Raw genomic sequence first — 27,000 nt, forward strand, 5'->3', positions numbered from 1 at the left:
TCAGGTCGGCAGCGGTTTCACTCCACCGGTCCGATGACCGGCTGCAGCGGGTCGACGTCGAAACACCGGCGCGCGCCTGTGTGGCATGCGGCGCCGATCTGGTCGACCTGCACCAACAGGGTGTCGTCGTCGCAGTCGAGCGCCGCACCCTTGACGAATTGCACGTGGCCCGAGGTGTCGCCCTTGCGCCAGTACTCCTGCCGCGAGCGCGACCAGAAGGTGACGCGACCCTCGGTGAGGGTGCGGCGCAGTGCTTCGGCGTTCATGTAGCCGAGCATCAGCACCTCCTTGGTGTCCCACTGCTGGATGATCGCCGGCAGCAGGCCCGCCTCGTCGAACGTCGCGCGCTCGAGCACGGCTTCCACGTCGTTCATCGCACCACCACCCCGTCTTTCCGCAATTCGTCCTTCACATCGCCGACCGTCATCTCGCGCAGGTGGAACACGGATGCGGCGAGCACCGCATCCGCCCCCGCCGCGATCGCCTGGCCGAAGTGCTCCACCCGGCCGGCACCGCCCGAGGCGATGACCGGCACCGAACTCAGTTCGCGCATCAAGTGCACCAGCTCGAGGTCGAAGCCGTCTTTGGTGCCGTCGGCGTCGATCGAATTCACCAGCAGCTCGCCCGTGCCGCGCTCGATCGCCTGGCGGGCCCAGTCGAGCGCATCGAGTTCGGTCTCGCGCCGGCCGCCGTGGGTGGTGACCACGAAGCCCGACGGGATGGTCGCGCTCGGCGCCGTGCGCTTCACGTCGAGCGAGAGCACGAGCACCTGAGCGCCGAAGCGGTCGGCGATCTCGTCGATCAGCTCCGGCCGGGCGATGGCGGCGCTGTTCACGCCCACCTTGTCGGCGCCGTGCGCCTGCAGTCGTGCCACGTCGTCGGTGCTGCGCACGCCGCCCCCGACGGTGAGCGGGATGAAGACCTGCTGGGCGGTCTGCCGCACCACGTCGTACATGGTGTCGCGCGCATCCACCGTGGCCGTGACGTCGAGGAAGGTGAGCTCGTCGGCACCCTGCGCGGCGTAGAGCGCCGCGAGCTCCACCGGGTCGCCGGCGTCGCGCAGGTTCTCGAAGTTCACGCCCTTCACCACGCGGCCGGCCGCCACGTCGAGGCAGGGGATGACACGTACCGCGAGGCTCATCAGATCCTCGCGGCGTGAATCGGGCTGACCAGGATGGCGCGCGCGCCGACGGCGTACAACGCGTCCATCACGTGGTTCGTGTCGAGCCGCGGCACCATCGACCGAACCGCCACCCACTCCGCGTCGTGCAGCGGCGAGATGGTCGGCGACTCGATGCCGGGCGTGAGCGCCACTGCTTCGTCGAGCTGCGCCACCGGTACGTCGTAGTCCATCAGCACGTACTGGCGGGCGACCAGGACGCCCTGCAGCCGGCGAAGCAGGGTCTCGGCGCCGGGGTGCTCGGTTCCGGAGCTGATGAGCACCGCGGTGGACTCGAGGATGACCGGACCGAAGATCTCGAGGCCCGCCTTGCGCAGGGTGCCGCCGGTGGAGACGACGTCGGCCACCGCATCGGCCACGCCGAGTCGCACGGCGGACTCCACCGCGCCGTCGAGGCGGATGAGGGTGGCCGTGATGCCGTGCCGGGCGAGGAACGCCCCGACCAGACCGGGGTAGCTGGTCGCCACCCGTGCGCCCTGGAGGTCGGCCAGCTCGATCGCCGTGCCCTCAGGGCGGGCGAAGCGGAAGGTGGATTCGCCGAAGTCGAGGGCGGCGGTCTCGGTGGCGGTGGACTCGGAGTCGAGCAGCAGGTCGCGGCCGGTGATGCCGACGTCGAGCGCGCCCGAGCCGACGTAGGTCGCGATGTCACGGGGGCGCAGGTAGAAGAACTCGACGTCGTTGCGCGGGTCGAGGGTGACGAGCTCCCGCGGGTCGCGGCGGCCGATGTAACCGGCCTCGGCGAGCATCTGGGCGGCGGTCTCGGAGAGCGAGCCCTTGTTGGGCACGGCGATCTTGAGCATGGGGGTCTTTCGGTGAAGAAGTGAGAGGGGGGGGTGGGAGGCTCTGCCGTCACAGATGTCGGTAGATGTCGGCCGGGGTGAGCCCTTTCGCCAGCATCATGACCTGCAGGTGGTAGAGCAGCTGCGAGATCTCCTCGGCCGCGTTCTCGTCGGATTCGTATTCGGCGGCCATCCACACCTCGGCGGCCTCCTCCACGATCTTCTTGCCGATCGTGTGCACACCACCGTCGAGTTCACGCACGGTGCGCGAACCCTCGGGGCGCTCGACCGCTTTCGCGGAGAGCTCGAGGAACAGCTCGTCGAATGTCTTCACGAGTCCAGGGTACCGGTGTCAGTGGGTGTGCCGGGCCGCGAGCGACCGCAGCCGGTCGACCTGCGCCGAGGCGCTCTCGGCGCCGAAGACGCTGGAGCCCGCCACGAAGGTGTCGGCACCCGCCTCGGCGGCGATGGCGATGGTGTCGTCGTTGATGCCGCCGTCGACCTGCAGCCAGACGTCGATGCCCGAGGCACGCACCGCCTGCGCGAGAACGCCGAGTTTGGGCATGGTCTCGGGCATGAACGACTGGCCGCCGAAGCCCGGCTCGACGGTCATGACGAGCACCATGTCGAATTCGGGCAGGAGCTCCAGGTAGGGCTCGACGGCGGTGCCGGGCTTGACGGCGATGCCGGCGCGGGCGCCCCGCTCGCGGAGGCTCCGCGCCACCGCCACCGGGTCATCGGTGGCCTCGGCGTGGAAGGTGACCGAGTAGGCGCCGGTCTCGGCGTACAGCGGTGCCCAGCGCGCCGGGTCGTCGATCATGAGGTGGAGGTCGAGCGGCACGGGCGACACCTGTTGCAGTCGTTCCACCACTGGCAGCCCGATGGTGAGATTCGGCACGAAGTGGTTGTCCATGACGTCGATGTGCGCCAGGTCGGCGTTGCTGATGCGCCCGAGCTCCGCCTCGAGGTTCGCGAAGTCGGCGGCCAGGATGCTGGGGTTGATACGCACTACCACCCTCCGACCCTATCGCCCGCCGGCAATCGCTCCACCGCCTGCCCGGTCACCCCCGCGATCAACTCGAAGTCCCTGTCGACGTGCAACACGATGCGATGGTTGATTTCCGCCATGGCTGCTGTGAGGATGTCGACGGCCGAGGCCGCCCGATGGTGGCCGCGCTCAGCGAGCAGGCGCTGAATCTCCACCGCGCGAATTTCCACCGCGGGCGTGACGAGTTCGAGCACCAGCTCTGAGACCGGAGGCGAGGCCATGATGCGCTTCCATTCCAGGGCCGATCGAGCGGTCACACCGATTTCGAGTCGCGACGCGGTGCACATCCCGACCAGGCCACGTGCCGTGCGCTCATTCCACGTCGGGCCATCAGGGCTTCGAGACAGTCGAACCAACGCCGATGTGTCCATGAGCCATCGCTTCTCGTTCATGAGGCGGAGCCGCGAGAGGACTCGGACAGACGCGACAACCGCTGGCAACCCTCGCGCCACTCCCTCCGCTGCTCGGCAGTCAGTGGCGGCTTGCGCGCTTCTCGCGCCAGCACGGCGCCGATGAAGTCTTCGCGGGACATCGCGCACCGCTCGGCGATCTCGTCGAGGGCGGCGACGATGTCGTCGGAGAGGTCGGAGATGATGATGTCGGTGCTGATGGCTCCCTTCGCCACCGGCGAGGTTACCACACTCATGAGGACTTCTCGGCTACTCGCACGACGCCGTTCGAGTGGCTGAGGAAGCAGCCGCGCACGACGACTCCACGGCCGGCGATCGCCGCCGCGAGGGCATGGACCGCGCGACGCTCGGTGTCGTCGAGCACGGGTTCGCCGGGCCGCTCCCAGGTCAGCACGATGCTCGCCGCGCCCACCATCGCGGCGATGCCGCACGCGCGCGCTCCGAGGTCGTCGAGTTCGTTGGTGGCCGGGTCGAGCGCGAAGCCGGCGCAGGGCACGATCAGCGGCACCGGCCGGTCGTCCGACCCGAGGAACATCAACCAGAACTGGCGACGATCGGCCGGCCCGACCAGCGAGCTCACCAGCTCGATCACGTCGGTGTCGGAACGGATGGGCGGTTGGGCGGCGATCTGGGCCGGCGTGCTGGGGCTGTGCATGGGCTCTACGATGCCCGTCACGCGAGCGCCGCTGAGCGGTTCGGCCGAATCTGTGGACAGCGCGCTGGGCCGCGCCCATTGTGAGGAAGTGGTCGGGCGCGGTCAGAGCTTGCGGAACAGCGCCACGAACATCGCATCGGTGGTGTTGCGGTGCGGCCACAGCTGCACCGCCGCATCCGGCGCCCCGAGCACCACGGTGCCGGCGGTGACCTCGCGCAGCACCGCCTGCGTGTCGAGCTGCTCGAGCGCGCCGTCCCACCGGCGCAGCGCACCCTGAACCTGCCCGCGCGTCTCCCCCACGTGCGGGGAGCAGGTGACGTACGCCAGTAGCCCGCCGGGCTTCAGCGCTCGCACTGCGGAGTCGATCAGCTCCTGCTGCAACGCCACCAGCGCGGCGACATCGCCCGGCGTCTTGCGCCAGCGCGCCTCCGGCCGTCGCCGCAGCGCGCCGAGCCCGGTGCAGGGCGCATCGACCAGGATGCGATCGAACGATTCCGGCTCCTCGGCGCCGATGATCGTGCCGTCCCGCTCCCAGACCTCCGGCGCATCGGGCAGGGCCGCCACCGCGCGCCGCACCAGCCCGGCCCGGGCGGCCACCGGCTCGTTGGCGATCACGGTGGCCCCGCCGAGCCGCGCCTCGGCCGCGAGGACGGCTGTCTTGCCGCCGGGCCCGGCGCACAGGTCGAGCCAGCGCTCGCCGCCCGTGATCGGGCGCGCCCGGGTGAGCGCGAGGGCCGCGAGTTGCGACCCCTCGTCCTGTACCCGGGCCGTTCCTTCGTGCACGGCGGGAATGCCGGCCGGGTCGCCCGTGGGGGCGAGCAGGCCGATCGGCGAGAGCGCCGAAGGCAGGGTGCCGTGCCCAACCGCCTCCCGGTCGACCAGTCCGGGCAGCGCCGCGAGGCTCAGTCGGGCGGGCGTGTTGTCGGCCTCGAGCAGTTCGCCGAGCTGCGCCGCGAGCTCGTCGCCGGTCACGCCGTCCGCCGCCAGGGCGCGGCGGAACGCCCGGATCACCCAGGCCGGATGCGACGCCGCCACGGCGAGCCGCTCGTCGTCGTCGGATGCCGCGGCCAGGACCCGTTCGAGCCACTCGCTCGCCGGGGTACGGGTGATGGCCCGGAGCACACCGTTCACGAACCCGGTCGCCGATCGCGACGCGACCTGCCGGGCGAGCTCCACCGACTCGTTGACGGCGGCGTGCTGCGCCACCCGCAGCGAGAGGATCTGATGGCAGCCGAGTTCGAGCACGTCCCGCACCGGTCCGTCGATCTCGTCGATCGGCCGGCCCGAGGCCAGCTCGATCACCCGGTCGTAGTAGCCGCGCATCCGCAGGGTGCCATAGGTGAGCTCGGTCGCAAGGCCGGCATCAGCCGGGTCCAGGTGCGCCGCGGCGATCTTCGACGGCAGCAGCAGGTTGGCGTAGGCGTCGTCGGCGCGCACCGCCGTGATCACCTCGAGCGCGATCCGCCGCGCGGGCTGCACGGGCCCGGGCGCCGGGCGGGGGGTCGCCGGTTTCCGCCGCTGCGGCCCGCGACGACCGGCGCCACCGCCCGATCCCGCGTCGCGTCGCCCGCCGGCTCTGGCGTCGCGCCGGCCGCCCCCGGCATCCGCGTCGCCGCTCATCGTGCCACCATCCGTTCCGCTCCCGCTCCGCGCCACCAGTCGGCCGCCGCCATCGGTTTCTTCCCGGCCGGATGCACGGTCACCAGCTCCAGCGGCGCACCGCCGGTGCCCACGTAGACGTGCCGCCCCGCGGCCTCCACGACGCCCGGATCAAGGCGCGCCCGGTCGCGCGCCGGCGCCGCCTCGAGCACCTTCACCCGCACCCCGTCGATCTCGGTGAACGCCCCCGGCTCCGGCGTCACCCCGCGCAACCGCGCGTACACCACCTCGAGCGGCTGACTGAAGTCGAGCCGGGCATCGTCGATGCCGAGCTTGGGTGCCAGCGTGACCTCGCCCGACTGCTCCCGCGGCGACGCTCCGCCCGCGATGGCGTCGACGGTGTCGGCGAGCTGCTCGGCGCCCGCATCGGCCAGGCGCCCCAGCAGGTTCCCGGATGTCTCGTGCGGCGCGATCGGGGTGGTCGAGCTCGACCAGACGGGCCCGTCGTCGAGCCCGGGCTGCAGCTGGAACACGGTGGCGCCGGTCGTGGTGTCGCCCGAGATGACCGCCCACTGCACCGGCGCGGCACCGCGCCAGCGGGGCAGCAACGAGAAGTGCAGGTTGATCCAGCCCCGCGCCGGCGTGCTGAGCAGAGGCTCCCACACGAGTCCGCCGTAGGCGACGATCACGCCCAGGTCGGGCGACAGCGCGGCGACCTGAGTGGTCACCTCTTCGTCGAGCCGGTTCGCCTTGATCACCGGCACCCCGAGCGCCGTGGCCGCGACCGCCACCGGCGACGGCGTCAGCACGCGTTTGCGGCCGAGCGGGGCGTCGGCCCGGGTGATCACCGCCACGACCTCGTGGCGTGCGGCCAGGGTTTCGAGGCTCGGCACCGCCACGGCGGGGGTGCCCGCGAACACGAGTCTCATTCCATGATCTCCGAATCGTCGAACCGCACCCGCAGGGTCGGTGGTGGGCGGAACCCGGTGCGCCCGGCCTTGGCCCGGCGGCTGGTCGCATTCTTCACGACCAGCGCCCGCAGGTGACGGGCGACGGATGCGCCCACCGCGTAATCGAACCGCACGATCGCGCGCACGGTACCGTCGTCGGCCGGCACCGGACCCAGCGTGTCCATCTTCGCCCATTCGGCGTCGGTCATGAGACCCCGGAGGTCCGTCAGCGCCGTCTGCACCGTGTCCGGTGCCCCCGTGACCGTCGCGATGCGCACCGCGGGCGGGAAGCGCAGCCGCCTCCGATCGGCGAGCTCAGAGCCCGCCACCGCCTCCTGTTGCCAGGTGACGAGGGCCCGGGCGAGTTCTCCGCCGACACCGACCAGCACGTTCGTGGCGCGCGGCGCCGAGAGGGCGATCGCGTTCGACCACCAGCGCAGGCAGTCCTCCGCCACCCGGAGCGACTCCCGCGCGAGCATCCGTGGTCCGTCGAGCAGGAGCACCGCACGGTAGCCGCCGGACGCGATCGGTTCGGCGCCCCGGGTCGCCACCACGAGCGCCGGCCGGTCGTCCACGGTGAGCACGGTGCGCTCGCCGTCGGACACGATCACCCGCGTGCCGGGGAAGGCACGCCCGAGTTCGTCGGCCGTGCGCCCCGCCCCGATCGACGCGAAACGGTACGTGGTGCCCTGGCAGTGCGAGCAGACCCAGTTCGTGGCGATGGCGCCGCAGAGCGTGCAGGAGGGCCGCTGACCGGCGCGGGCGACGTGCAGCGGCCCGCCGCACACGGTGCAGCCCGCGGGCGCGTGGCAGGTCTGGCAGGCCAGCACGGGCGCGTACCCGGGGCGTGCGACCTGCACCAGAACCGGCCCCGACTCCAGCGCCGCGCGGGCCACCTGCCACGCGGCGGAGGGAATGCGGGCGGCGTTCTGCGGCGCATCCGCGTCGGCCTGCTCCGCCGTCGGCACCACGCGCGGGAGGTAGCGCGGGGCCGGGAAGACCTGGTGCAGGAACCCGATCTCCACGAGCCGCTCGACCTCGGTGCTGCGCGAGTGCGCGATGAACACGAGACGGCAACCCGACTGCTCCTGTCGCACCAGCGCGGCATCGCGCACGTGCACGTACGGCGCGTGCGGTTCGCTCTGCAGGGAGTCCCCCTCGTCCCACACCACGATGAGGCCGAGCCGTGACACCGGTGCGTAGATGCTCGACCGGTTTCCCACCACGATGTGCGGGGCGCCGTCGAGGGCGGTGAGGAAGTGGGCGTACCGGTCGCTCCGCGCCTGCCGTGCGTCGAGGGGCACCACGGCATTGCCGACGCCCTCGTGCGAGAGCGCCTGCTCGAGCGCGATCTGGTCGCGGTAGTCGGGCACGGCGACGATCACCGATTCGCCGCCGCGGAACACCGCCGCCGCGAGTTCGGCCACGGTGAGCGCCCAATGGCCGACCGTGTGCGCGGTGTCGTCGGCGGTGCGCACGGGCACGACGGTCGCGATCGCGTCAATCGCCGCCCGGGCTCCCGACTCGGCCAGGTGGGCCGCGTCGGCGGCCGTGTACCCGGTGAGGACGGGCGGGTCGACGACGGATGCGCCGGCGAGCGGCGACGAGGCGCGCTCAGCCCCCTGCCGCGCCAGAAACGCTTTCTCCACCCGCACGAAGCGCGGCGGGATGGCCAGTCGCACGATGTCGCAGGCGCTGCCGGCGGCCCGGTCGGCGAGGCGACGTGCGAGCGCCCACACCTCCGGGGCGAGCACGGGCAGTGGCGACACGATCTCCTCAAGCTCGCTGAGCGACCCGCCGAACTCCCCCGGGCCCGCGTCCCGGCCGGGTTCGACCAGGTCGACGATGTAGCCCCGCGCCGTCCGCCCAGCCGAGCGCAACGGCACTTTGACCCGCACACCAGGCCGGGCATCCGGTGCCAGCGCGGGCGGCACACGATAGTCGAACAACCGGTCCAACTGCGGCAGCGGGGACTCCAGCATCACCCGTGCCACGAGCACCGGGCTCCCGGATTCCAGCGACGGCGGGGTGGGTTCTTCCGCCGCCACAGCCACGCCGGGCGTGCTCACGGCGCGTCTCTCATGACGCCCCTACAGACCCGCGGCGGCGCGGAGCTCCTCGACCCGGTCGAGGCGCTCCCAGGTGAACTCGGGGAGTTCGCGACCGAAGTGGCCGTAGGTGGCGGTGCGCGCATAGATCGGCCGAAGCAGGTCGAGGTCTTCGATGATCGCGGCCGGCCGCAGGTCGAAGACGCTGCGGAGCGCGTCGGTGATCACCTGGTCGGACACGACGCCGGTGCCGAAGGTCTCGACGTAGAAGCCCACCGGAGCGGCCTTGCCGATGGCGTAGGCGATCTGCACCTCGAGCCGCGAGGCGAGGCCCGCTGCGACCGCGTTCTTGGCCACCCAGCGCATGGCGTACGCGGCCGAGCGGTCGACCTTCGACGGGTCTTTGCCGCTGAACGCGCCGCCGCCGTGACGCGCCGCGCCACCATAGGTGTCGACGATGATCTTGCGCCCGGTGAGGCCGGCGTCGCCCTGCGGGCCGCCGATCTCGAACACCCCGGTCGGGTTGATCAGCACCCGCACGTCGGACGAGTCGAGCTTCAGCCCGCCCTCCTCGGCCGCATCGAGCACGGGCCGGATGACGGTCTGCTCGACGTCGTGCCGCAGCTGGTCGAGACCGACCCGGGGCGAGTGCTGGGTGGAGAGCACCACGGTGTCGACCGTCTTCGGCACCACGCCGTCGTAGCCGATGGTGACCTGGGTCTTGCCGTCGGGGCGCAGGTAGTCGAGCACGCCCTCCTTGCGCACGGCGGCGAGCCGCTCGGAGAGCCGGTGCGCCAGCCAGATCGGCAGCGGCATGAGCTGCGGGGTCTCGGTGGTGGCGTAGCCGAACATGATGCCCTGGTCACCGGCGCCCTGCCGGTCGATCTCGTCGGTGGACGACCCCTCACGGGTCTCGAACGCGTTGTCGACGCCCTGGGCGATGTCGGGCGACTGCCCGCCGATCGAGACCGAGACACCGCAGGAGCGGCCGTCGAACCACACGTCGGAGGAGGTGTAGCCGATGGAGGTGATCTTCTCCCGCACGATCGCCGGGATCTCCACGTACCCCTTCGTCGTCACCTCGCCCGCCACGTGCACGAGACCTGTGGTGACGAGCGTCTCCACGGCCACCCGGGAGTGCGGGTCGACCGCGAGCAGCGCGTCGAGGATGCTGTCGGAGATCTGGTCGCAGATCTTGTCGGGGTGGCCTTCGGTGACGGACTCGGAGGTGAACAGGCGAAGAGAGGTCATGCTGCTCCAGATAGGGCGGTGGCGAACACTTCGAGGATGTCATCAGCCACCGACGTTTTGCTTCCCGATGCCTCGAGAACTATAGCGCCGGCCGCGTCGAGAACGGTCACGGCGTTGTCGCTCTGCGCGAACCCGGTCGTCCAGCCGACCCCGTTCACCACGAGGTAGTCGCAGCCCTTGCGGGCGATCTTCGCGCGGCCGAGTGCGATCAGCTCGTCGCGATCGGTCGCCGTCTCGGCGGCGAAGCCGACGATGAGCCTGCCGTTGCGTTCGGCGGCCGAGAGAGTGGCCAGGATGTCGGGGTTCTGCACGAGCTGCAGCGTGAGCTGCTCCCCCGCGTCGGACTTCTTGATCTTGTCGTCCGAGATGACGACCGGCCGGTAGTCGGCCACCGCCGCCGCCATGATGACGAGGTCGTGCTGCGGCGCGGCGGCTTCGGCGGCGGCCAGTAGTTCGGCGGCCGTCTCCACCCGCAGCACGTCGATGCCGGCGTCGTGCGGCAACGGCACCTCCACGTGCGCCGCGATCAGCGTCACGCGGGCGCCACGCGCTGCCGCGGCCCGCGCCAGCGCCACCCCCTGCCGCCCGCTCGAGCGGTTGCCGAGGAAGCGCACGGGGTCGAGTGGCTCCCTGGTCCCGCCGGCGGTCACCAGCACCGAGCGCCCCTGGAAATCGAGCGGATGCGCGTGCGCCGCGACGGCCAGCGCCTCACGCACGATGTCGTCGGGCTCGGCCATCCGCCCGGGGCCCGAGTCCTTGCCGGTCAACTGCCCGCTCACCGGGCCGACCAGGTGCACACCGCGCGATTCGAGCGTGCGCACGTTCGCGACCGTCGCCGGGTTCTGCCACATCTCGGTGTGCATGGCGGGCGCGATGACCAGCGGCGCCTTCGAGGCGAGCACCGTGTTGCCGAGCAGGTCGTCGGCGAGTCCCGCCGCGAGCTTGGCGATGGTGTTCGCCGTGGCAGGGACGATGACGATGAGGTCGGCCGCCTGGCCGATGGCGACGTGCCGCACCTCGGCCACCGCCTCATAGAGGTCGGTGTTCACCGTGTTGCGCGAGATCGCCTCGAGCGTCGGCCGGCCGACGAACCGCAACGCCGCCTCGGTCGCCACGACATGCACGTCGTGCCCTTCGAGCACCAGACCCCGGATGACGTTCACCGCCTTGTAGGCCGCGATGCCACCCGTGATGCCGACGACGATGTTCAATTGCGAGCCGATGCGGATGCGCTGATGCGGGCTACTCGACGGGAGCGGCGGGACGGACCTCGAGCTTGTCCTCGTTGATCTCGTGCAGCGCCACCGAGAGCGGCTTGTCGTCGATGGTGGAGTCGACGAGCGGCCCCACGTTGTCGAACAGGCTACCCTCGTGCAGGTCGGCGTAGTAGTCGTTGATCTGGCGCGCGCGCTTGGAGGCGAAGATCACCAGGGCGTACTTCGAGTCGACCTTCGAGAGAAGTTCGTCGATGGGCGGGTCGATGATGCCGAGCTTGTTGGTGGGCATTGTGTGCTTACTCCTTGCCGTGAAGGCCGATCGCCTTCTGAATCTGCATCAATTCTACGACCTCCGCCGCCGCCGCCCGCACATCGCGGTTCACGACGCGGTGATCGAACTCGTCCTGGGCCGCCAATTCGACCCGCGCCGTGGCCAGCCGGCGCTCCTGCTCGTCGAGCGATTCGGTGCCACGCCCGATCAGCCGCCGCACCAACTCGTCCCAGGTCGGCGGCAGCAGGAACACCAGGGTCGCCTCGGGCATGGCGGCCTTGACCTGGCGGGCGCCCTGGATGTCGATCTCGAGCAGGACGCTGCGGCCGCTGCCGAGAGCCTCCTCGATCGGGGTGCGGGGCGTGCCGTAGCGCGACTTGTTGTGCACTACCGCCCACTCGAGGAACTCGCCCGCCTCGATCATCCGGTCGAACTCCGCATCCGAGACGAAGTAGTAGCTGACACCGTCGGTCTCGCCCGGGCGTGGCGCGCGGGTGGTGGCCGAGACCGAGAGCAGCACCTCCGGGTAGTTCTCCCGGATGTACGTCGACACCGTTCCCTTGCCGACCGCCGTCGGTCCGGCCAGCACGACGAGCCGGCTCTGCGCCGACTGCTCGACGCGCGGGGCGCGCTTCTGCAGGAACTCCCGCAGTCGCTGCTGCTGGTGCACGCCGAGCCCCGAGAGCCGCTTGGACGCCGCGATCCCCAGTCGCTCCATCACCCGGTCGACCCGCACCGGGCCGAGGCCGGGGATGCTCAGCAGCAGGTCGCGCACCCGCATCGTCGCCTCGATGCTCTCGGTCGACGACAGTGCCGTCTCGAGCACCGCGACCGCGGACAGCCGCTTCTCGTTGACGGCGCGCTTCACGGCGGCCCGCGCGCGCCGAGCCGCGACGGCCGCGCGCGACGCGGCGACCCGGTCGACCTCGGGCGGCCTCACCGGGCGACCGCCGCGAGATGTGCCGCGTCGGCATCGATGGCTGCGGCGAGCCCGTCGGCGCCGTGCTGGAGGATCGAGCGCGACACCGCGACGACGACGTTCGGTGCGAGCGGCCCGAAGACGCCGCTGAGCTGGGAGAACTCCGCCCCCTGGAAGCCGAACCCAGGCGCCAGCACGGGCGTCGTGGAGAGCGCCCGCACGGCCTCGTTCGTGAAGCCGTAGTCGTCGAGCCGCTTGGTGGCGCCGAGCACCAGTCCGAAGTCGCCGAGCCGGGTGCGGTCGGTGTTGCGGGCCGCCACCTCGTCGGCGACGAGCCTCGAGACGGTGGCGCCGGCATCCGTTCGCGCCGTCTGCAGCGTGCGCGATTCGGGGTTGGAGGTGGCGCTCAGCACGAACACGCCTTTACCCGCTGCCGCGGCCCGCTCGAACAGGCCGTCGAGGGCACCGACCCCCGTGAACGCGGTCACGGTGAGCGCATCGACCTCGAGCGGCGAACCGGGTTCGAGCCAGGCGCTCGCGTAGCCGTCGTTGGTGGAACCGATGTCGCCGCGCTTGGCGTCGCCGATGACGAGCAGCCCGGCGGCGCGTGCCGCGGCCAGCACCTCTTCGAGGGCGGCGAAACCGGCCGAGCCGTAGGCCTCGAAGAACGCCACCTGCGGCTTCACCACGACCACCCGGCCGGCCGCCGCCCCGACCACGGCGAGCCCGAGGCTCCGCGCGCCGGCGGCCGAGGTGGGCAGGCCCCAGGCGTCGAGGAGGTACGGATGCGGGTCGATGCCCACACAGAGCCGCCCGCGCGCCGCGATGGCCGCGTCGAGCCGCTCGCCGAAACTCCCTTGCCCGGTGCCGGGTTCCGCTGCGCTCATCCGCGCGCGCTCCTGGCCACCGCGTACTCCTGCAGGGAGGTGACCTCGAAGCCCTCGTTCAGCGCCTCGAACGAGGCGACCGCCGCGCCGAGCTGGGCGATGGTGGTGAACAGGGGCTTGTCGGCCGCGACCGCCGCCGCCCGGATCTCGTAGCCGTCGGCACGTGCCGACCGGCCCGAGGGCGTGTTGATGACGATGTCGACCTTGTTCGCGTTGATCAGGTCGACGACGCTCTCCCCGCCCTGCCCCTCGGAGAACTTCGCCACCACCCCGGCGTGGATGCCGTTGCGGTTCAGCACCTCCGCGGTGCCGGTGGTGGCGATGATCTCGAAGCCGAGCTGCTGCAGCCGCAGCACCGGGAGCACGATGGCGCGCTTGTCGCGGTCCGAGACCGAGACGAACACCGTTCCGGTCGTCGGCATGCCGCCGTAGGCGGCCTCCTGGCTCTTGGCGAAGGCACGCGGGAAGTCGCGGTCGATCCCCATCACCTCGCCGGTCGACCGCATCTCGGGCCCCAGCACCGAGTCGACGATCAGACCGTCCTTGGTGCGGAAGCGCTTGAACGGGAGCACCGCCTCCTTGACCGCGACCGGCGAGTCGAGCGGAACGATCGAACCGTCCTGCACCGGCAGCAGCCCCTCGGCCTTCAGCTCTTCGATCGTGCTGCCGACCATGATGCGGGACGCCGCCTTGGCGAGCGGGATGCCGAGCGCCTTCGACACGAACGGCACCGTGCGCGAGGCGCGAGGGTTGGCCTCGAGCACGTAGAGGATGCCGGCGCCGATGGCGAACTGCACGTTGAGCAGGCCCTGCACGCCGATGCCCTGCGCGATGGCGAGGGTGGCTTCGCGCACGTGGTCGATCTGGTCGCGGCCGAGGGTGACGGGCGGCAGGGTGCAGCTGGAGTCGCCGGAATGGATGCCCGCTTCCTCCAGGTGCTCCATGATGCCGCCGATGTAGAGCTCACGGCCGTCGTAGAGCGCGTCGACGTCGATCTCGATCGCGTCGTCGAGGAAGCGGTCGACCAGCAGCGGATTCGCGCTGCCCACCATCCCCTGCCCGGCGATGCGGTCGAAGTAGTCGGCGAGCGACGGGGTGTCGTAGACGATCTCCATGCCGCGGCCGCCCAGCACGTAAGAGGGCCGCACGAGCACCGGGAAGCCGATCTCCTCGGCGACCGTCACGGCCGACTCGTAGTCGGTCGCCGTGCCGTTCTTCGGCGCGAGGATGCCGGCGGCGTCGAGGATGCCCGCGAACAGCCCGCGCTCCTCCGCGAGGTCGATCGCCTCGGGCGTGGTGCCGAGGATCGGCACTCCGGCCTCCTTGAGGCCCTTCGCGAGCCCGAGCGCGGTCTGGCCGCCCAGCTGCACCACGACGCCCACGAGCTCGCCGGACTGCGATTCGGCGTGGATGACCTCCAGCACGTCTTCGAGGGTCAGCGGCTCGAAGTACAGCCGGTCGCTGGTGTCGTAGTCGGTGGAGACCGTCTCGGGGTTGCAGTTGATCATGATCGTCTCGAACCCGGCGTCGTGCAGCGCGAACGAGGCGTGCACGCAGGAGTAGTCGAACTCGACGCCCTGCCCGATGCGGTTGGGGCCGGAGCCCAGGATGACGACCTTCCGCGCATCCGACGGCTCGACCTCGGTCTCCAGGTCGTAGCTGGAGTAGTGGTAGGGCGTGAGCGCCGGGAACTCCCCCGCGCAGGTGTCCACCGTCTTGTACACCGGGCGGATGCCGAGGATGTGCCGCACCTCGCGCACCTCCTTCTCGCCGAAGCCGCGCAACGACGCGATCTGCGCATCCGAGAAGCCGTGCTCCTTGGCCAGGGTGAACATGGCGTGGTCGGCGTTGTCGGCCGACGCGATCGCCTCCGCGACCTCGTTGATGAGCACGATCTGGTCGATGAACCACGGGTCGATCTTGGTCGCCTCGAAGACCTCGTCGGCGCTGGCGCCCGCGCGGAGCGCCTGCTGCACCGTGACGATGCGGCCGTCGGTCGGCACGGCGGCGAGGGCGAGCAGCTCCTCCTTCGAGGCGCTGAGCGGCTCCCAGTGGAAGCTCGATCCGCGCTTCTCGAGCGAGCGCAGCGCCTTCTGCAGCGCCTGCGAGAAGTTGCGGCCGATGGCCATCGCCTCGCCCACCGACTTCATGGTGGTGGTGAGGGTGGGGTCGGCGGCCGGGAACTTCTCGAACGCGAACCGGGGCACCTTCACCACGACGTAGTCGAGGGTGGGCTCGAAGGATGCGGGGGTCACCTTCGTGATGTCGTTCGGGATCTCGTCGAGCCGGTAGCCGATGGCGAGCTTCGCCGCGATCTTGGCGATCGGGAATCCGGTGGCCTTCGACGCGAGCGCCGACGAGCGGGACACGCGCGGGTTCATCTCGATCACGATGATGCGCCCGTTGGCCGGGTCGACGGCGAACTGGATGTTGCAGCCCCCGGTGTCCACACCCACGGCGCGGATGATGTCGATGCCGATGTCGCGGAGCTTCTGGTACTCGCGGTCGGTGAGGGTGAGCGCCGGCGCCACCGTGATCGAGTCGCCCGTGTGCACACCGACCGGGTCGACGTTCTCGATCGAGCACACGACCACCGTGTTGTCGGCCGTGTCGCGCATGAGCTCGAGCTCGTACTCCTTCCAGCCGAGGATCGACTCCTCCAGGAGCACCTCGGTCGTGGGGCTCTGGTGCAGGCCGTCGCCCACGATGCGCCGCAGCTCCTCCTCGGTGTAGGCGAAGCCCGAGCCGAGGCCGCCCATGGTGAACGAGGGGCGCACCACGAGCGGGTAGCCGAGGTCTTTGGCGAACTCGACGGCCTCCTCGACCGTGTGCGCGATGTGCGAGCGAGCCACGTCGGCGCCGCACTGCAGAACCAGCTCCTTGAAGATCTGGCGGTCCTCGCCCTTGTTGATGGCCTCGAAGTTCGCGCCGATGAGCTCGACGTCGTACTTCTCCAGGATGCCGTGCTCGTGCAGCTGGATGGCGGCGTTCAGCGCGGTCTGGCCGCCCAGGGTCGGCAGGATCGCATCCGGCTTCTCCTTGGCGATGATGGCCTCGATCACCTGCCAGGTGATGGGCTCGACGTAGGTGGCGTCGGCGAAGTCGGGGTCGGTCATGATCGTGGCCGGGTTGGAGTTCACCAGGATGACGCGCACGCCCTCCTCGCGCAGCACCCGGCAGGCCTGGGTGCCGGAGTAGTCGAACTCGCAGGCCTGGCCGATGACGATCGGCCCGGAGCCGATCACGAGAACGCTCTGGATGTCGTCTCTCTTGGGCATTACTCGTCGTCTCCTTCGGCGGGGCCTTCGGCGAAGCTCGCGTCGAGCGCGGGCGAGCCGGTCTTCTTCGCGAGGATCATGTCGCGGAAGCGGTCGAACAGGTACATGGAGTCGTGCGGGCCGGCGGCCGCCTCCGGGTGGTACTGCACCGAGAACGCGTCGATGTCGAGGCAGCGGATGCCCTCCACCACGTCGTCGTTGAGGCTCACGTGGCTCACCTCCACCCGGCCGAAGCCGGCGGGCGAGTCGATCACGCCCTCGCGCGGCGCGTCCACCGCGAAGCCGTGGTTCTGGCTCGTGATCTCGACGCGGCCCGTGGTGCGGTCGAGCACGGGCTGGTTGATGCCGCGGTGCCCGAACGGCAGCTTGTAGGTGCCGAAGCCGAGGGCCCGGCCGAGCAGCTGGTTGCCGAAGCAGATGCCGAAGTACGGCGTGCCGCCGCGGAGCACCTCCCGCAGCAGTTCGACGTGGCTCTCCGACGCCTCGGGGTCGCCCGGGCCGTTGGAGTAGAACAGCGCATCCGGCGCCAGGTCCCGCACCTCGTCGGCCGTCACCGACTCGGGCAGCACCTCCACGTCGAAGCCGCGCTCGGCGAGGTAGTTGAGGGTGGAGGTCTTCACCCCGAGGTCGAGCACCGCCACGGAGCCGACCCGCTCGCCCACGGCCGGCACCTGGTAGCGCTCCTTGGTCGAGACGACCGTCGAGAGCTTCTGCCCGGCCATCTCGGCCCCCGAGCGCACCGCGTTCAGCTGGTCGGTCTGGCTGAGCTCATATTCGGCGCCCGAGAAGATGCCGGCGCGCATGGCACCGAAGTTGCGGATGTGTCGGGTCACCGCGCGCGTGTCGATGCCCGAGATGCCCACCACCCCGTCGGTCGCGAGGTCGTCGTCGAGCGAGCGCTGGGCGCGGAAGTTCGACACCACCCGGGAGGGGTCGCGCACGACGTACCCCGCCACCCAGATCTTCGACGACTCCTTGTCGGTGTCGTTCACACCGGTGTTGCCGATGTGCGGTGCGGTCTGCAGCACGATCTGGCCGGCGTAGCTCGGGTCGGTCAGCGTCTCCTGGTACCCGGTCATCCCGGTGGCGAAGACGGCCTCGCCGAGGGTGCGCCCGCGGGCGCCGTAGGCGCGGCCCTCGTAGCGTCGACCGTCTTCCAGCACGAGCACGGCGGGTTCGGTTGAGATCACGTCGACGGTCCTTCCTGTTTCGGGGTGTCCCGGGCGGCGATGCCGGCCGGGATGAGGGAGTTCACGGCGTCGATCAGGCGGGCGGCATCGCCCAGCTCGATCGCGCGGAGGTAGCTCTCGACCGGGGCGGGCCCGGTCTGGCTCTCGTAGGTCCAGTCCAGTCGCACCAGGCCGCCGGTCTCGACGACACGGTCGATCGCCCAGGTCGAGGTCCCGACCGAGCGGATGCTCGCCCGCGGGATGAAGGTCTCGGGTTCGCCCGGGATGGTGAGCCCGACCCCATCGGCGAACACCGTGGCCACACCGCGGCCGCGGAAGGCCAGGCCCGGGATGGTGAGCCGGTCGAGCGGATCGCCCGCGGTGGTGGTGGCCACGTACAGGACGGCGGCTCGTGCGAGTTCTGCACCCCGCGCATCCGTCGCCGGTGCCGCGGTGGGCGCGCGGAAGGCGGCCTGCCGCCGGGTGCGGGCGTGCCAGGCCCAGAACATGGCGCCGAGCAGCAGCAGTGCGAAGAGCGTGACCAGCACGGCCGGGAGGAGTCTAGCCACGGCCGGCCGCCTCCTCCACCGGGGCGAGTTCGCCGTCGCGCAGGGTCGGGAAGCCGCGATGGAAGGTCCAGCGCACCCGGCCCGACAGGCTCACGCCCTCGTAGGGGGTGTTCTGGCTCTTGCCGGCCAGCCGGTCGAGGGTGAAGACGCTGCGGTCGGCGGGGTCGACCAGGGTGAGGTTGGCGGGAGCGCCCTCCTCGAAGTCGTGGCTGTGCCCGCTCAGCCGCCCGATGCGGGCCGGGGTGCCGGAGAGCAACCGGGCCACGTCGGCCCAGTCGCAGAGACCCGTGTCGACGAGCGCGGTCTGCACCACGGGCAGCGCCGACTCGAGGCCGACCATGCCGAACGACGCGGCATCCCACTCGCTCTCCTTCGACTCCCGCGGGTGCGGGGCGTGGTCGGTGGCGACGATGTCGATCGTGCCGTCGGCGACGCCCGCGCGGAGCGCCTGCACGTCCTCGTCGCGGCGCAGCGGCGGGTTGACCTTGTAGCGGGCGTCGTAGCTGCGGATGAGCTCTTCGGTGAGCAGGAGGTGGTGCGGGGTGGCCTCAGCCGTCACCTGGATGCCGCGGGCTTTCGCCCAGCGCACCACGTCGACCGATCCGGCGGTGGAGAGGTGGCAGATGTGCAGTCGTGCACCCACGTGCTCGGCCAGCAGCACGTCGCGGGCGATGATCGACTCCTCGGCCACCGCCGGCCAGCCCTTGAGGCCGAGCTCGGAACTCAGGGCGCCCTCGTTCATCTGCGCGTTCTCGGTGAGCCGCGGGTCTTGCGCGTGCTGGGCGATCACTCCGTCGAAGGTCTTCACGTACTCCAGGGCGCGGCGCATGAGCAGCGAGTCGTGCACGCACGTGCCGTCGTCCGAGAACACCCGCACCGCGGCCCGCGACTGGGCCATGGCGCCGATCTCGCTCAGCCGTTCTCCGGCGAGTCCCACGGTGACGGCGCCGATCGGGCGCACGGTGACGTACCCGGCGGCGTCGCCGAGCGACTGCACCTGCTCCACCACACCCGCGGTGTCGGAGACCGGCAGGGTGTTGGCCATCGCGAATACACTCGTGAACCCGCCCGCGGCGGCCGCCCGGGAGCCGGTGAGCACGGTCTCGCTCTGCTCGAAGCCGGGTTCGCGGAGGTGGGTGTGCAGGTCGACGAGACCGGGCAGGGCCACGAGCCCGGCGGCGTCGATGCGCACGGCGTCGGCCGGGGCATCCGTCGCGCCGTCGGTGGAGACGATGCGGCCGTCGGCGATCAGGATGTCGGCGCCCGCGCCGCCCGGGAGGGTCGCGCCCGTCAGCAGGTACGTGGTGCTCGTCATGCCAGGGCCTCTCGTTCGCCGGAGAGCAGCAGGAAGAGCACCGCCATCCGGATGGACACCCCGTTCGCGACCTGCTCGAGAACCGTCGACTGCGCGGAGTCGGCTGCGCCGGCGGAGATCTCCAGACCGCGATTCATCGGTCCGGGGTGCATCACAATGCTATCCGGGCGAAGGCGGGCCAGGCGCTCGTCGTCGAGACCCCACTGCCGGGAGTACTCGCGGGCGTTCGGGAAGTAGGCGGCGTTCATCCGTTCGCTCTGGATGCGCAGCATCATCACCACGTCGGGCTGCGTCAGGGCGAGCGTGGCGTCGAGGTCGAAGCTGATGTCGGCGGGCCAGGTGCCGGCGCCGACGGGCACCAGGGTGGCGGGGGCGACGAAGGTGACGGTGGCGCCGAGGGTGCGCAGCAGCCACAGGTTCGAGCGGGCCACCCGGGAGTGCAGGATGTCGCCCACGATCACGACGCTCACGCCGTCGAGCGCCTTGCCGCGGGCGGCGGTGCCGTGCAGCCGGCGGCGCATGGTGAACGCGTCGAGCAGCGCCTGGGTCGGATGCTCGTGCGTACCGTCGCCCGCGTTGACGACGCCGGCGTCGATCCAGTCGCTCTGCGCGAGTACCTGCGGTGCGCCCGAGGCGGAGTGGCGGATGACGACGCCGTCGGCGCCCATCGCGCCCAGCGTCTGCGCGGTGTCCTTCAGGCTCTCGCCCTTCGAGACGCTCGAGCCCTTGGCCGAGAAATTGATGACGTCGGCCGAGAGGCGCTTCGCAGCGGCCTCGAAGGAGATGCGGGTGCGGGTGGAGTCCTCGAAGAAGAGGTTGACCACGGTCTTGCCGCGCAGGGTCGGGAGCTTCTTCACCTCGCGGTTCTGCACATCCGCCATGTCCTCGGCGATGTCGAGGATCTGGATGGCCTCGTCGCGGCTCAGGTCTTTCGTGGAGAGGAGGTGTCTCATCCTTCGATCGTCACCTCCTCGGCGCCGTCGATCTCGCTGAGGCGCACGTTGATGCGCTCCTGCCGGGAGGTGGGGAGGTTCTTGCCCACGAAGTCGGCGCGGATCGGCAGCTCCCGGTGCCCGCGGTCGACGAGCGTCGCGAGCCGCACGACCCGGGGCCGGCCGAGGTCGCTCAGCGCGTCGAGGGCGGCGCGGATGGTGCGGCCGGAGTAGAGCACGTCGTCGACGAGCACCACGGTCGCACCGTCGATACCGCGCCGGGGAACCTGGGTGGGGCTCGGCGTGCGGGTGGGGTTCCGCGCGAGGTCGTCGCGGTAGAGCGTGATGTCGAGCGAGCCGACGATGGCGGCAGGGTCGGCACCCTGCTCGATGCCGGCGATGATGCGGCCGATGCGTTCGGCGAGCACGACCCCACGGGTCGGGATGCCGAGAATGACCAGGTCGTTCGCTCCCCGGTTGGACTCGAGGATCTCGTGTGAGATCCGAGTCAACGCCCGGGCTATGTCAGCCTGCTGCAGCACGGTGCGCGCCACGACCGACCTCCTTCCCCGTCTCTCAGTACGGCCTTAAAGGATGCCTGTTCTTACCTCTGCCACCCTACCAGTCTTCGAGCATCCGATCGGCGCGCGGGTCGACTCCGCGACCCAGCTCGAGCAACGGCCGGAGACGACCGTCAGCGTCGTACGCGGAGGTGACCGCGTCGAGTCTTGCGCGCTCCCGGGGTGGCAGCCGGTACCCCTGCCCTGTGGCGAAGAGGTAGAGCCACCGCGCGTACTGCGCCGGCTCGCTCGTGAACCACGCGAGCACAGCAGGCAACAGGATCTCTCCGGTCAGCGGGTATCTCATCAACGCGAACTGGGCCGGCTTGGCGGCGTGCGCGCCTCGCTCCCCGGCCATAGCGCCACCCCACTGCCCTGCCATTCCCACCGGATGGCCTACCGCCGGGTCGAGCAGAATCTGGAAACACCAGTGCGCGAACTCGTCTGACGCGCGAGAGTCCGGTCTCAGCAGATCGACGAAACGGGCAAGTGCCGGCGCAGCGCCCGGATCGCCTGATTCCCAACGTCGAACGTAGTCGTCCCAGGACTTCACCGCGGCCCCCCGTGGCAGCGGCGCGGCCGCAAGGTCGATGCTCGACGAAGAGGACTCAGCCCCACCCTTTGGCATATTTCGAGCATACCTCGCGTTCGCGTGCGAAGCCGGGTCTTGTGCGTGAATGCGTCCGTGCCTACCAGGCCGTCAGGGCAGGCGCTCGAACCACGTCTGCACCTGCACGAAGCCGGCCGGGTAGCGGGCGACCGCGGCGTCGAGCTCGTCGCTCGGGGCGATCCGGCTCACCCAGAGGTAGGGATCGACCGTGGTCCGGCCATCCGCGGTGGAGCCGGAACGCGCGACGTAGGGATGCGGGCCGAAGAGCGGCTCCGCACTGGCGCTCTGCAATTCGGCCGCGGAGATCGTCGAGCGCACGATGCAGGCGGCACCGGGGAACAGCTTCTGCATGCCGACGCCGACCGCCTCCGCATCGGCGTCCGCGGCGGCGCCGATCAAGGCGACGTGCACGTCCGGTGCGACCCAGAGGGATGCCCAGCCCACGACCTGCTCGGGGTAGGCGGCGGAGTACGGACCGATCAGCCCCTCGATGTCGCCCGCATCGCGCCACCCGCCCTCGGGCGCGGCACAGCCGTAACCGGCGGGGTCGGCTGCGGCGAACATCGCCGCCAGCTTCTCCTCATCGGTCGCGTAGCCGACCGCCGGAACCTGGTTCGGGTCGGGCGGCGGGAAGCGCGCCGCTTGTGCGGCCAGGGCCTCGGCGGTGTCGACGCCGGTCACGCTGAAGACGGTCCCGTCGAGGTGACCGGTCACCACGTGCGGACTCCACGTCCAGCCGTTCTCGGCCTTCTCCGATTCCGGCGATGCGGGAGCGGGCGATGCGGGAGCCGGGGACGCGGCAGCAGGGGAGGCATCCAGGCCGGTCACCGTCAGCGGGTCATCGCAGATCCGCGGGCCACCCCAGCCGCCGTCGGAGAAGGGCACCGGGCACAGGTACCGATCGCCGTCCGGTGACACCCAGATGGCGGCGGATGCCCACAGCTCCGGCCCGCTCGGCGTCGCCTCCGGGGTGACGGTGGGCGCCGCAGCCGGCCCGTTCAGCGCGGTGCAGCCGCCGAGCACCACACCCGCGGTCAGCACGATCGCGGTGAGGGCTCGGCGTCTCATGACGGTCAGGCGCTCTGCGCGACCTTGCCGAGCACGCCGTTGAGGAAGCCCGATGACTCCTCGGTGGAGAGGGTCTTCGCGGCCTCGACGGCCTCGTCGATCGCCACCCCGGCAGGCACCTCGTCGTTGTAGAGGATCTCCCACACCGCGATGCGCAGGAGCGCTCGGTCGACCGTGGGCATCCGCGCGATCGTCCAGCCCTGCGCGTAGGTCGCGATGGTCTCGTCGATCTCGGCGAAGTGCTCGACGACGCCGTCGACGATCTCGCGGGCGTACAGCCACGAGTTCTGGCGGTCGGGCTCCGACGCGGCCCGGGCCGCCTCGGCGGCCAGCGACTCCGCGATCGGGATCTGCCGCACGTCGGCGGCGTAGAGGATGTCGAGAGCGCGTTTCCGCGCTTTCGTGCGAGCGCTCACGAAGACGCCCGCCTAGTTGACGCGGCCGAGGTAGTCACCCGTGCGCGTGTCGACCTTCACCTTGGTGCCGATCTCGAGGAACAGCGGCACCTGGATCTGGTAGCCGGTCTCGACCGTCGCCGGCTTCGTGCCGCCGGTCGACCGGTCGCCCTGCAGGCCCGGCTCGGTGTACGTGATCTCGAGGGTGACGGATGCGGGCAGCTCGACGTAGAGCGGCTCGCCGTCCGAGAGCGCCACCGTCACCATCTGCTGCTCGAGCAGGAAGTTGGCTGCGTCGCCGACGATCGCGTCGGACAGCGTGATCTGGTCGTAGTCGGTGGTGTCCATGAACACGAACGACTCGCCGTCCTTGTACAGGTACTGGTAGTCGCGACGGTCGACGTTGGCCGTGTCGATCTTGGCGCCCGCGTTGAAGGTGCGGTCGACGACCTTGCCGGTCATCACGTTCTTGATCTTGGTGCGCACGAACGCTCCGCCCTTGCCGGGCTTGACGTGCTGGAACTCGATGACGTTCCAGAGCTGACCGTCGATGCTCAGCACGGTGCCGTTCTTGATGTCGTTCGTTGAAGCCATGAAAGAGGTGATCCGTTTCGAAGTCTGGGGTGCGACCGGCGTTTCGGTCCTGAAAGAGTGTAGCTCAGAGGTCGAGGATGCTTCGGAGAGCGAGCCGGTACGACCCGAATCCGAACCCCGCGATGACCCCGGTCGCCACCCCCGAGATGACGCTGGTGTGCCGGAAGCTCTCCCGCGCGTGCGGGTTCGAGATGTGCACCTCGACGAGCGCGACGCCCGCCTTCGTGACGAGCGCCGCGGCATCCCGCAGCGCGTAGGAGTAGTGCGTGAACGCGGCGGGGTTCAGGATGACCGGGGTCGAGGTGTCGACGGCTTCGTACAGCCAGGAGATCAGCTCGGCCTCGTCGTTGGTCTGCCGGAGGTCGATCTCGGCGCGCCCCGCCGTGTCGGCGACCAGCAGCGCTTCGAGCGCCACCAGATCCTGCGACCCGTAGACGTCGGGCTCACGACTGCCGAGGCGCCCGAGGTTCGGGCCGTTCAGTACCAGCACGGATGCCATGGGGTGCTCCTCAGGATGCGATCTCTTGATAGGCGGTGAACAACAGCGCGGTCTCCGGTCCCTGCAGCACCGATGGCCGGCCGATCTCGTCGAGCACGATGAACCGCAGCATGCCGCCACGCGCCTTCTTGTCGCGCTGCATGGTGGCGAGCAACGTCTGCCACCGGCCCGCCGGGTAGCTGATGGGCAGGGTGAGCGAGGTCAGGATCTCGCGGTGCCGGTCGACCGCCGCGTCCGACAGCGACCCGGTGAGCCGGGAGAGCTCGGCGGCGTAGACCATGCCCACCGAGACCGCTGCGCCGTGCCGCCACTGGTAGCGCTCGGCGTGTTCGATGGCGTGCCCGAGGGTGTGCCCGTAGTTGAGGATCTCGCGGAGCCCGGCCTCCTTGAAGTCGCTCGACACGACGCGCGCCTTCACCCCGATCGAGAGCTCGATCAGCCGCCGGAACTCGGCCGACGCCGGATCGGTGGCCCGGTCGACATCGGCCTCGACGATGTCGAGGATCTCGGGCTCGGCGATGAACCCGGCCTTCACCACCTCGGCGAAGCCGGCGAGGATCTCGTTGCGCGGCAGGCTCGTCAAGAGGTCGAGGTCGGTCACCACGATGCTCGGCGGGTAGAAGGCGCCCACGAGGTTCTTGCCCTCGTTGGTGTTGATGCCGGTCTTGCCGCCGACGGATGCGTCGACCGCACCGAGCAGCGTCGTCGGCACCTGCACGAGGGTGACGCCGCGGAGCCAGGTGGCGGCGACGAACCCGGCCAGGTCGGTGACCGCTCCGCCGCCGAAGCCGATCACGGCGTCGCTGCGGGTGAAGTCGGCCTGCCCCATCACCTGCCAGCAGAAGGCCGCGACCTCGACGCGTTTGCCGGCCTCCGCATCCGGGACCTCGGCCAACAGCACCTCGTAGCGGTCGAGGAGCTGTTCGCGCAGCTCGGCCGCCAGCACCGCGAGGGTGGGCGGGTGCACGACGAGGATCTTCTTGACGCCCGGGCCGAGCCCGTCCGGGATGCGGCCGAGCACGTCGCGGCCGACCACGATGTCGTACGCGGTCTCCCCCGTGACCGGGATGATGGTGGCGTCGGTCATCGGATGCTCGCTTTCCTGCTGCGGTCGCGGAACCACTCGGCGATCTCCGCCGCGATCTGGTCGGTCGGCCGGTCGGTCGTGTCGACCGTGTGGTCGGCAAGGCGTTCGTAGAGGTCGCGCCGGCGCTCGTAGAGCGCGATCCACGACTCGATGTCGGGCACGAGCGGGCGCTTGCCGTTGCCGAGCCGGGCCGCCACGGCGTGCGGCTGCACGGTGAGCAGCACGACCGAGTGGTCGCGGAGGTCGCGCTGCGTCTCGGGATCGAGCACGGCGCCGCCGCCGAACGACACCACGGCGTCGGTGCCGAGTGCGCGCACCACCTCGGCGCGCTCGAGCGAACGGAAGTGGGGCTCGCCGTGCGTGGCGAAGATGTCGGGGATGGGTCCGTGGCCCTCGACGATGAGCTGGTCGGTGTCGACGAAGGCGACGCCGAGGGTGCGCGCGATCCGCTTGCCGATGCGCGTCTTGCCGGAGGCGGGTGGCCCGATCAGAACGAGGGTCACGGGCGCGCGATGTCCGTCCGGAGCGCCTCGGGGATGGCGGCGAGGTACGACTCGAGGTTGCGGCGCGTCTCCCCCACCGAGTCGCCACCGAACTTCTCGAGCACCGCGTTCGCGAGCACGAGCGCCGTCATGGCCTCGGCCACGACGCCGGCGGCCGGCACCGCGCAGACGTCGGAGCGCTGGTGGTGGGCCGGTGCCTCCTCGCCGGTCGCGACGTCGATGGTGTGCAGGGCGTGCGGAACGGTGGCGATCGGTTTCATGCCGGCGCGCACGCGCAGCACGGTGCCGGTGGACATGCCCCCCTCGGTGCCGCCGGCGCGATCCGACGCCCGGGTGATCTCGTCGCCTTCGCGGTAGAGCTCGTCGTGCGCCGCCGAGCCACGGCGACGCGTGGTCTCGAACCCGTCTCCGACCTCCACGCCCTTGATCGCCTGGATGCCCATCAGCGCGGCCGCGAGCTGCGAGTCGAGCCGGCGGTCCCAGTGCACGTGCGAGCCGAGCCCCGGCGGCAGCCCGTAGGTGAGCACCTCGACGACGCCGCCGAGGGTGTCGCCCTCCTTGTGGGCGTCGTCGATCTCGGCCACCATGAGGGCGCTCGTCGCCGCATCCCAGCAGCGCACCGGGTCGGCGTCGAGCGCATCGACGTCGGCCGGCCGGGGCAGCGGCGAGCCGTCCGGCACGCGCACCGGACCGATGGCGAGGGTGTGGCTCACCAGCTCGATGCCGAGCTCGGCGAGGAAGGCCTTCGCGACGGCGCCGAGCGCCACGCGCGCGGCGGTCTCGCGGGCGCTGGCCCGCTCGAGGATGGGCCGGGCCTCGTCGAAGTCGTACTTCTGCATGCCCACCAGGTCGGCGTGCCCGGGCCGTGGCCGGGTCAGCGGCGCGCTGCGGCCGGTGCCCTTGAGCTCTTCTTCGAGCGGGTCGACGCCCATCACCTCGGTCCACTTGGGCCATTCGGTGTTGCCGATGCGCACCGCGACCGGGCTGCCGAGGGTGCGGCCGTGCACCACGCCGCCGGTCATCGCCAGTTCGTCCTGCTCGAACTTCATCCGCGCCCCGCGGCCGTAGCCGAGCTTGCGGCGGGCGAGATCCGCCCGCAGTCGATCGAGGGTAACCGGGATGCCGGACGGGAGTCCTTCGATGATCGCGATGAGTTCTTGACCGTGGGACTCGCCGGCTGTGAGCCAACGAAGCATGATTACGATCT

General features: G+C 70.8%; 30 protein-coding genes. All 30 read right to left on the reverse strand.

Going from position 1 to position 27,000, the window contains the following annotated elements; translation table 11 throughout:
- Positions 1–17: 17 nt before the first annotated feature.
- The 30 genes from hisI to aroC all read right to left on the reverse strand — a co-directional run bounded on the left by hisI (position 18) and on the right by aroC (position 26,989).
- On the reverse strand, positions 18–374 hold the full coding sequence (gene hisI, locus AC3WLB_RS09020; RefSeq protein ID WP_022898277.1) for a phosphoribosyl-AMP cyclohydrolase: 357 nt from the start codon (positions 372–374) through the stop codon (positions 18–20).
- Complete coding sequence (gene hisF, locus AC3WLB_RS09025) at positions 371–1,141, reverse strand: imidazole glycerol phosphate synthase subunit HisF (RefSeq protein WP_492505236.1); 771 nt, start codon at positions 1,139–1,141, stop codon at positions 371–373. Before hisF ends, hisI begins: the two co-directional genes overlap by 4 nt.
- Entirely contained in the window at positions 1,141–1,980 is an 840-nt protein-coding gene (gene hisG / locus AC3WLB_RS09030) for an ATP phosphoribosyltransferase (protein ID WP_492505237.1), read from the reverse strand. Before hisG ends, hisF begins: the two co-directional genes overlap by 1 nt.
- 49 nt (positions 1,981–2,029) lie before the next feature.
- Positions 2,030–2,293 carry a phosphoribosyl-ATP diphosphatase gene (locus AC3WLB_RS09035; protein WP_022896801.1) on the reverse strand — a complete coding sequence of 88 codons (264 nt, stop codon included), beginning with the start codon at positions 2,291–2,293 and terminating at the stop codon, positions 2,030–2,032.
- 18 nt (positions 2,294–2,311) lie between these two features.
- Positions 2,312–2,974 carry a ribulose-phosphate 3-epimerase gene (rpe, locus tag AC3WLB_RS09040; RefSeq protein WP_031282827.1) on the reverse strand — a complete coding sequence of 221 codons (663 nt, stop codon included), beginning with the start codon at positions 2,972–2,974 and terminating at the stop codon, positions 2,312–2,314.
- Complete coding sequence (locus AC3WLB_RS09045; RefSeq protein WP_492505240.1) at positions 2,968–3,399, reverse strand: PIN domain nuclease; 432 nt, start codon at positions 3,397–3,399, stop codon at positions 2,968–2,970. The genes rpe and AC3WLB_RS09045 overlap by 7 nt, the downstream gene beginning before the upstream one ends.
- Complete coding sequence (locus AC3WLB_RS09050; protein ID WP_492505242.1) at positions 3,396–3,653, reverse strand: hypothetical protein; 258 nt, start codon at positions 3,651–3,653, stop codon at positions 3,396–3,398. Before AC3WLB_RS09050 ends, AC3WLB_RS09045 begins: the two co-directional genes overlap by 4 nt.
- On the reverse strand, positions 3,650–4,072 hold the full coding sequence (locus tag AC3WLB_RS09055) for a hypothetical protein (protein WP_492505244.1): 423 nt from the start codon (positions 4,070–4,072) through the stop codon (positions 3,650–3,652). Before AC3WLB_RS09055 ends, AC3WLB_RS09050 begins: the two co-directional genes overlap by 4 nt.
- A gap of 102 nt (positions 4,073–4,174) precedes the next feature.
- Positions 4,175–5,692 (reverse strand): RsmB/NOP family class I SAM-dependent RNA methyltransferase, encoded by a 1,518-nt coding sequence (locus AC3WLB_RS09060; RefSeq protein ID WP_492505246.1) that lies wholly within the window; start codon positions 5,690–5,692, stop codon positions 4,175–4,177.
- Positions 5,689–6,600, reverse strand: coding sequence for a methionyl-tRNA formyltransferase (gene fmt / locus AC3WLB_RS09065; protein ID WP_492505248.1), 912 nt, complete (start codon positions 6,598–6,600; stop codon positions 5,689–5,691). Before fmt ends, AC3WLB_RS09060 begins: the two co-directional genes overlap by 4 nt.
- Positions 6,597–8,603, reverse strand: coding sequence for a primosomal protein N' family DNA-binding protein (locus tag AC3WLB_RS09070; RefSeq protein ID WP_492505646.1), 2,007 nt, complete (start codon positions 8,601–8,603; stop codon positions 6,597–6,599). Before AC3WLB_RS09070 ends, fmt begins: the two co-directional genes overlap by 4 nt.
- A 108-nt stretch (positions 8,604–8,711) precedes the next feature.
- Positions 8,712–9,920, reverse strand: coding sequence for a methionine adenosyltransferase (gene metK / locus AC3WLB_RS09075; RefSeq protein ID WP_492505250.1), 1,209 nt, complete (start codon positions 9,918–9,920; stop codon positions 8,712–8,714).
- Positions 9,917–11,131, reverse strand: coding sequence for a bifunctional phosphopantothenoylcysteine decarboxylase/phosphopantothenate--cysteine ligase CoaBC (coaBC, locus tag AC3WLB_RS09080; RefSeq protein WP_492505252.1), 1,215 nt, complete (start codon positions 11,129–11,131; stop codon positions 9,917–9,919). Before coaBC ends, metK begins: the two co-directional genes overlap by 4 nt.
- Before the next feature lie 31 nt (positions 11,132–11,162).
- Positions 11,163–11,426 (reverse strand): DNA-directed RNA polymerase subunit omega, encoded by a 264-nt coding sequence (gene rpoZ / locus AC3WLB_RS09085; protein ID WP_492505254.1) that lies wholly within the window; start codon positions 11,424–11,426, stop codon positions 11,163–11,165.
- Between the two features lie 7 nt (positions 11,427–11,433).
- Positions 11,434–12,348, reverse strand: a complete 915-nt coding sequence (gene gmk / locus AC3WLB_RS09090; protein WP_492505256.1) for a guanylate kinase — start codon at positions 12,346–12,348, stop codon at positions 11,434–11,436.
- Positions 12,345–13,214: an orotidine-5'-phosphate decarboxylase gene (gene pyrF, locus AC3WLB_RS09095; protein WP_492505258.1), complete on the reverse strand. Its 870-nt coding sequence runs from the start codon at positions 13,212–13,214 to the stop codon at positions 12,345–12,347. Before pyrF ends, gmk begins: the two co-directional genes overlap by 4 nt.
- Positions 13,211–16,492, reverse strand: a complete 3,282-nt coding sequence (gene carB, locus AC3WLB_RS09100) for a carbamoyl-phosphate synthase large subunit (protein WP_492505260.1) — start codon at positions 16,490–16,492, stop codon at positions 13,211–13,213. The genes pyrF and carB overlap by 4 nt, the downstream gene beginning before the upstream one ends.
- A complete protein-coding gene (carA, locus tag AC3WLB_RS09105) occupies positions 16,492–17,682 on the reverse strand; it encodes a glutamine-hydrolyzing carbamoyl-phosphate synthase small subunit (protein WP_492505262.1) in 1,191 nt (396 codons plus the stop codon). The genes carB and carA overlap by 1 nt, the downstream gene beginning before the upstream one ends.
- Positions 17,679–18,230 carry a PH-like domain-containing protein gene (locus AC3WLB_RS09110; RefSeq protein ID WP_492505264.1) on the reverse strand — a complete coding sequence of 184 codons (552 nt, stop codon included), beginning with the start codon at positions 18,228–18,230 and terminating at the stop codon, positions 17,679–17,681. The genes carA and AC3WLB_RS09110 overlap by 4 nt, the downstream gene beginning before the upstream one ends.
- Complete coding sequence (locus tag AC3WLB_RS09115; RefSeq protein WP_492505266.1) at positions 18,223–19,545, reverse strand: dihydroorotase; 1,323 nt, start codon at positions 19,543–19,545, stop codon at positions 18,223–18,225. The genes AC3WLB_RS09110 and AC3WLB_RS09115 overlap by 8 nt, the downstream gene beginning before the upstream one ends.
- A complete protein-coding gene (locus tag AC3WLB_RS09120) occupies positions 19,542–20,498 on the reverse strand; it encodes an aspartate carbamoyltransferase catalytic subunit (RefSeq protein ID WP_492505268.1) in 957 nt (318 codons plus the stop codon). The genes AC3WLB_RS09115 and AC3WLB_RS09120 overlap by 4 nt, the downstream gene beginning before the upstream one ends.
- Positions 20,495–21,031, reverse strand: coding sequence for a bifunctional pyr operon transcriptional regulator/uracil phosphoribosyltransferase PyrR (gene pyrR / locus AC3WLB_RS09125; protein ID WP_022897298.1), 537 nt, complete (start codon positions 21,029–21,031; stop codon positions 20,495–20,497). The genes AC3WLB_RS09120 and pyrR overlap by 4 nt, the downstream gene beginning before the upstream one ends.
- A 64-nt stretch (positions 21,032–21,095) precedes the next feature.
- Positions 21,096–21,395, reverse strand: coding sequence for a hypothetical protein (locus tag AC3WLB_RS09130; protein ID WP_492505270.1), 300 nt, complete (start codon positions 21,393–21,395; stop codon positions 21,096–21,098).
- A gap of 342 nt (positions 21,396–21,737) precedes the next feature.
- Positions 21,738–22,715, reverse strand: a complete 978-nt coding sequence (locus tag AC3WLB_RS09135; protein ID WP_492505273.1) for a hypothetical protein — start codon at positions 22,713–22,715, stop codon at positions 21,738–21,740.
- 5 nt (positions 22,716–22,720) lie between these two features.
- Positions 22,721–23,131 (reverse strand): transcription antitermination factor NusB, encoded by a 411-nt coding sequence (gene nusB / locus AC3WLB_RS09140; RefSeq protein WP_492505275.1) that lies wholly within the window; start codon positions 23,129–23,131, stop codon positions 22,721–22,723.
- A gap of 12 nt (positions 23,132–23,143) precedes the next feature.
- A complete protein-coding gene (gene efp, locus AC3WLB_RS09145; RefSeq protein WP_022897302.1) occupies positions 23,144–23,704 on the reverse strand; it encodes an elongation factor P in 561 nt (186 codons plus the stop codon).
- A gap of 64 nt (positions 23,705–23,768) precedes the next feature.
- Positions 23,769–24,203, reverse strand: a complete 435-nt coding sequence (locus AC3WLB_RS09150) for a type II 3-dehydroquinate dehydratase (protein WP_492505277.1) — start codon at positions 24,201–24,203, stop codon at positions 23,769–23,771.
- A gap of 10 nt (positions 24,204–24,213) precedes the next feature.
- Positions 24,214–25,290, reverse strand: a complete 1,077-nt coding sequence (aroB, locus tag AC3WLB_RS09155; protein ID WP_492505279.1) for a 3-dehydroquinate synthase — start codon at positions 25,288–25,290, stop codon at positions 24,214–24,216.
- Complete coding sequence (locus AC3WLB_RS09160; RefSeq protein ID WP_022897248.1) at positions 25,287–25,793, reverse strand: shikimate kinase; 507 nt, start codon at positions 25,791–25,793, stop codon at positions 25,287–25,289. The genes aroB and AC3WLB_RS09160 overlap by 4 nt, the downstream gene beginning before the upstream one ends.
- Positions 25,790–26,989 (reverse strand): chorismate synthase, encoded by a 1,200-nt coding sequence (gene aroC / locus AC3WLB_RS09165; protein ID WP_492505282.1) that lies wholly within the window; start codon positions 26,987–26,989, stop codon positions 25,790–25,792. The genes AC3WLB_RS09160 and aroC overlap by 4 nt, the downstream gene beginning before the upstream one ends.
- Positions 26,990–27,000 lie beyond the last annotated feature (11 nt).

It is taken from the genome of Herbiconiux sp. FW305-C-125 (assembly GCF_058783455.1).

What these genes read in the sequence shown, in the direction of transcription:
- hisI (WP_022898277.1), bottom strand. Translation starts at nt 374, where the DNA reads ATGAACGACGTGGAAGCCGTGCTCGAGCGCGCGACGTTCGACGAGGCG.
- hisF (WP_492505236.1), bottom strand. Translation starts at nt 1,141, where the DNA reads ATGAGCCTCGCGGTACGTGTCATCCCCTGCCTCGACGTGGCGGCCGGC.
- hisG (WP_492505237.1), bottom strand. Translation starts at nt 1,980, where the DNA reads ATGCTCAAGATCGCCGTGCCCAACAAGGGCTCGCTCTCCGAGACCGCC.
- AC3WLB_RS09045 (WP_492505240.1), bottom strand. Translation starts at nt 3,399, where the DNA reads ATGAACGAGAAGCGATGGCTCATGGACACATCGGCGTTGGTTCGACTG.
- AC3WLB_RS09050 (WP_492505242.1), bottom strand. Translation starts at nt 3,653, where the DNA reads ATGAGTGTGGTAACCTCGCCGGTGGCGAAGGGAGCCATCAGCACCGAC.
- AC3WLB_RS09055 (WP_492505244.1), bottom strand. Translation starts at nt 4,072, where the DNA reads ATGCACAGCCCCAGCACGCCGGCCCAGATCGCCGCCCAACCGCCCATC.
- AC3WLB_RS09060 (WP_492505246.1), bottom strand. Translation starts at nt 5,692, where the DNA reads ATGAGCGGCGACGCGGATGCCGGGGGCGGCCGGCGCGACGCCAGAGCC.
- fmt (WP_492505248.1), bottom strand. Translation starts at nt 6,600, where the DNA reads ATGAGACTCGTGTTCGCGGGCACCCCCGCCGTGGCGGTGCCGAGCCTC.
- AC3WLB_RS09070 (WP_492505646.1), bottom strand. Translation starts at nt 8,603, where the DNA reads ATGCTGGAGTCCCCGCTGCCGCAGTTGGACCGGTTGTTCGACTATCGT.
- metK (WP_492505250.1), bottom strand. Translation starts at nt 9,920, where the DNA reads ATGACCTCTCTTCGCCTGTTCACCTCCGAGTCCGTCACCGAAGGCCAC.
- rpoZ (WP_492505254.1), bottom strand. Translation starts at nt 11,426, where the DNA reads ATGCCCACCAACAAGCTCGGCATCATCGACCCGCCCATCGACGAACTT.
- pyrF (WP_492505258.1), bottom strand. Translation starts at nt 13,214, where the DNA reads ATGAGCGCAGCGGAACCCGGCACCGGGCAAGGGAGTTTCGGCGAGCGG.
- carB (WP_492505260.1), bottom strand. Translation starts at nt 16,492, where the DNA reads ATGCCCAAGAGAGACGACATCCAGAGCGTTCTCGTGATCGGCTCCGGG.
- AC3WLB_RS09115 (WP_492505266.1), bottom strand. Translation starts at nt 19,545, where the DNA reads ATGACGAGCACCACGTACCTGCTGACGGGCGCGACCCTCCCGGGCGGC.
- AC3WLB_RS09120 (WP_492505268.1), bottom strand. Translation starts at nt 20,498, where the DNA reads ATGAGACACCTCCTCTCCACGAAAGACCTGAGCCGCGACGAGGCCATC.
- AC3WLB_RS09130 (WP_492505270.1), bottom strand. Translation starts at nt 21,395, where the DNA reads ATGGCCGGGGAGCGAGGCGCGCACGCCGCCAAGCCGGCCCAGTTCGCG.
- AC3WLB_RS09135 (WP_492505273.1), bottom strand. Translation starts at nt 22,715, where the DNA reads ATGAGACGCCGAGCCCTCACCGCGATCGTGCTGACCGCGGGTGTGGTG.
- efp (WP_022897302.1), bottom strand. Translation starts at nt 23,704, where the DNA reads ATGGCTTCAACGAACGACATCAAGAACGGCACCGTGCTGAGCATCGAC.
- AC3WLB_RS09150 (WP_492505277.1), bottom strand. Translation starts at nt 24,203, where the DNA reads ATGGCATCCGTGCTGGTACTGAACGGCCCGAACCTCGGGCGCCTCGGC.
- aroB (WP_492505279.1), bottom strand. Translation starts at nt 25,290, where the DNA reads ATGACCGACGCCACCATCATCCCGGTCACGGGGGAGACCGCGTACGAC.
- aroC (WP_492505282.1), bottom strand. Translation starts at nt 26,989, where the DNA reads ATGCTTCGTTGGCTCACAGCCGGCGAGTCCCACGGTCAAGAACTCATC.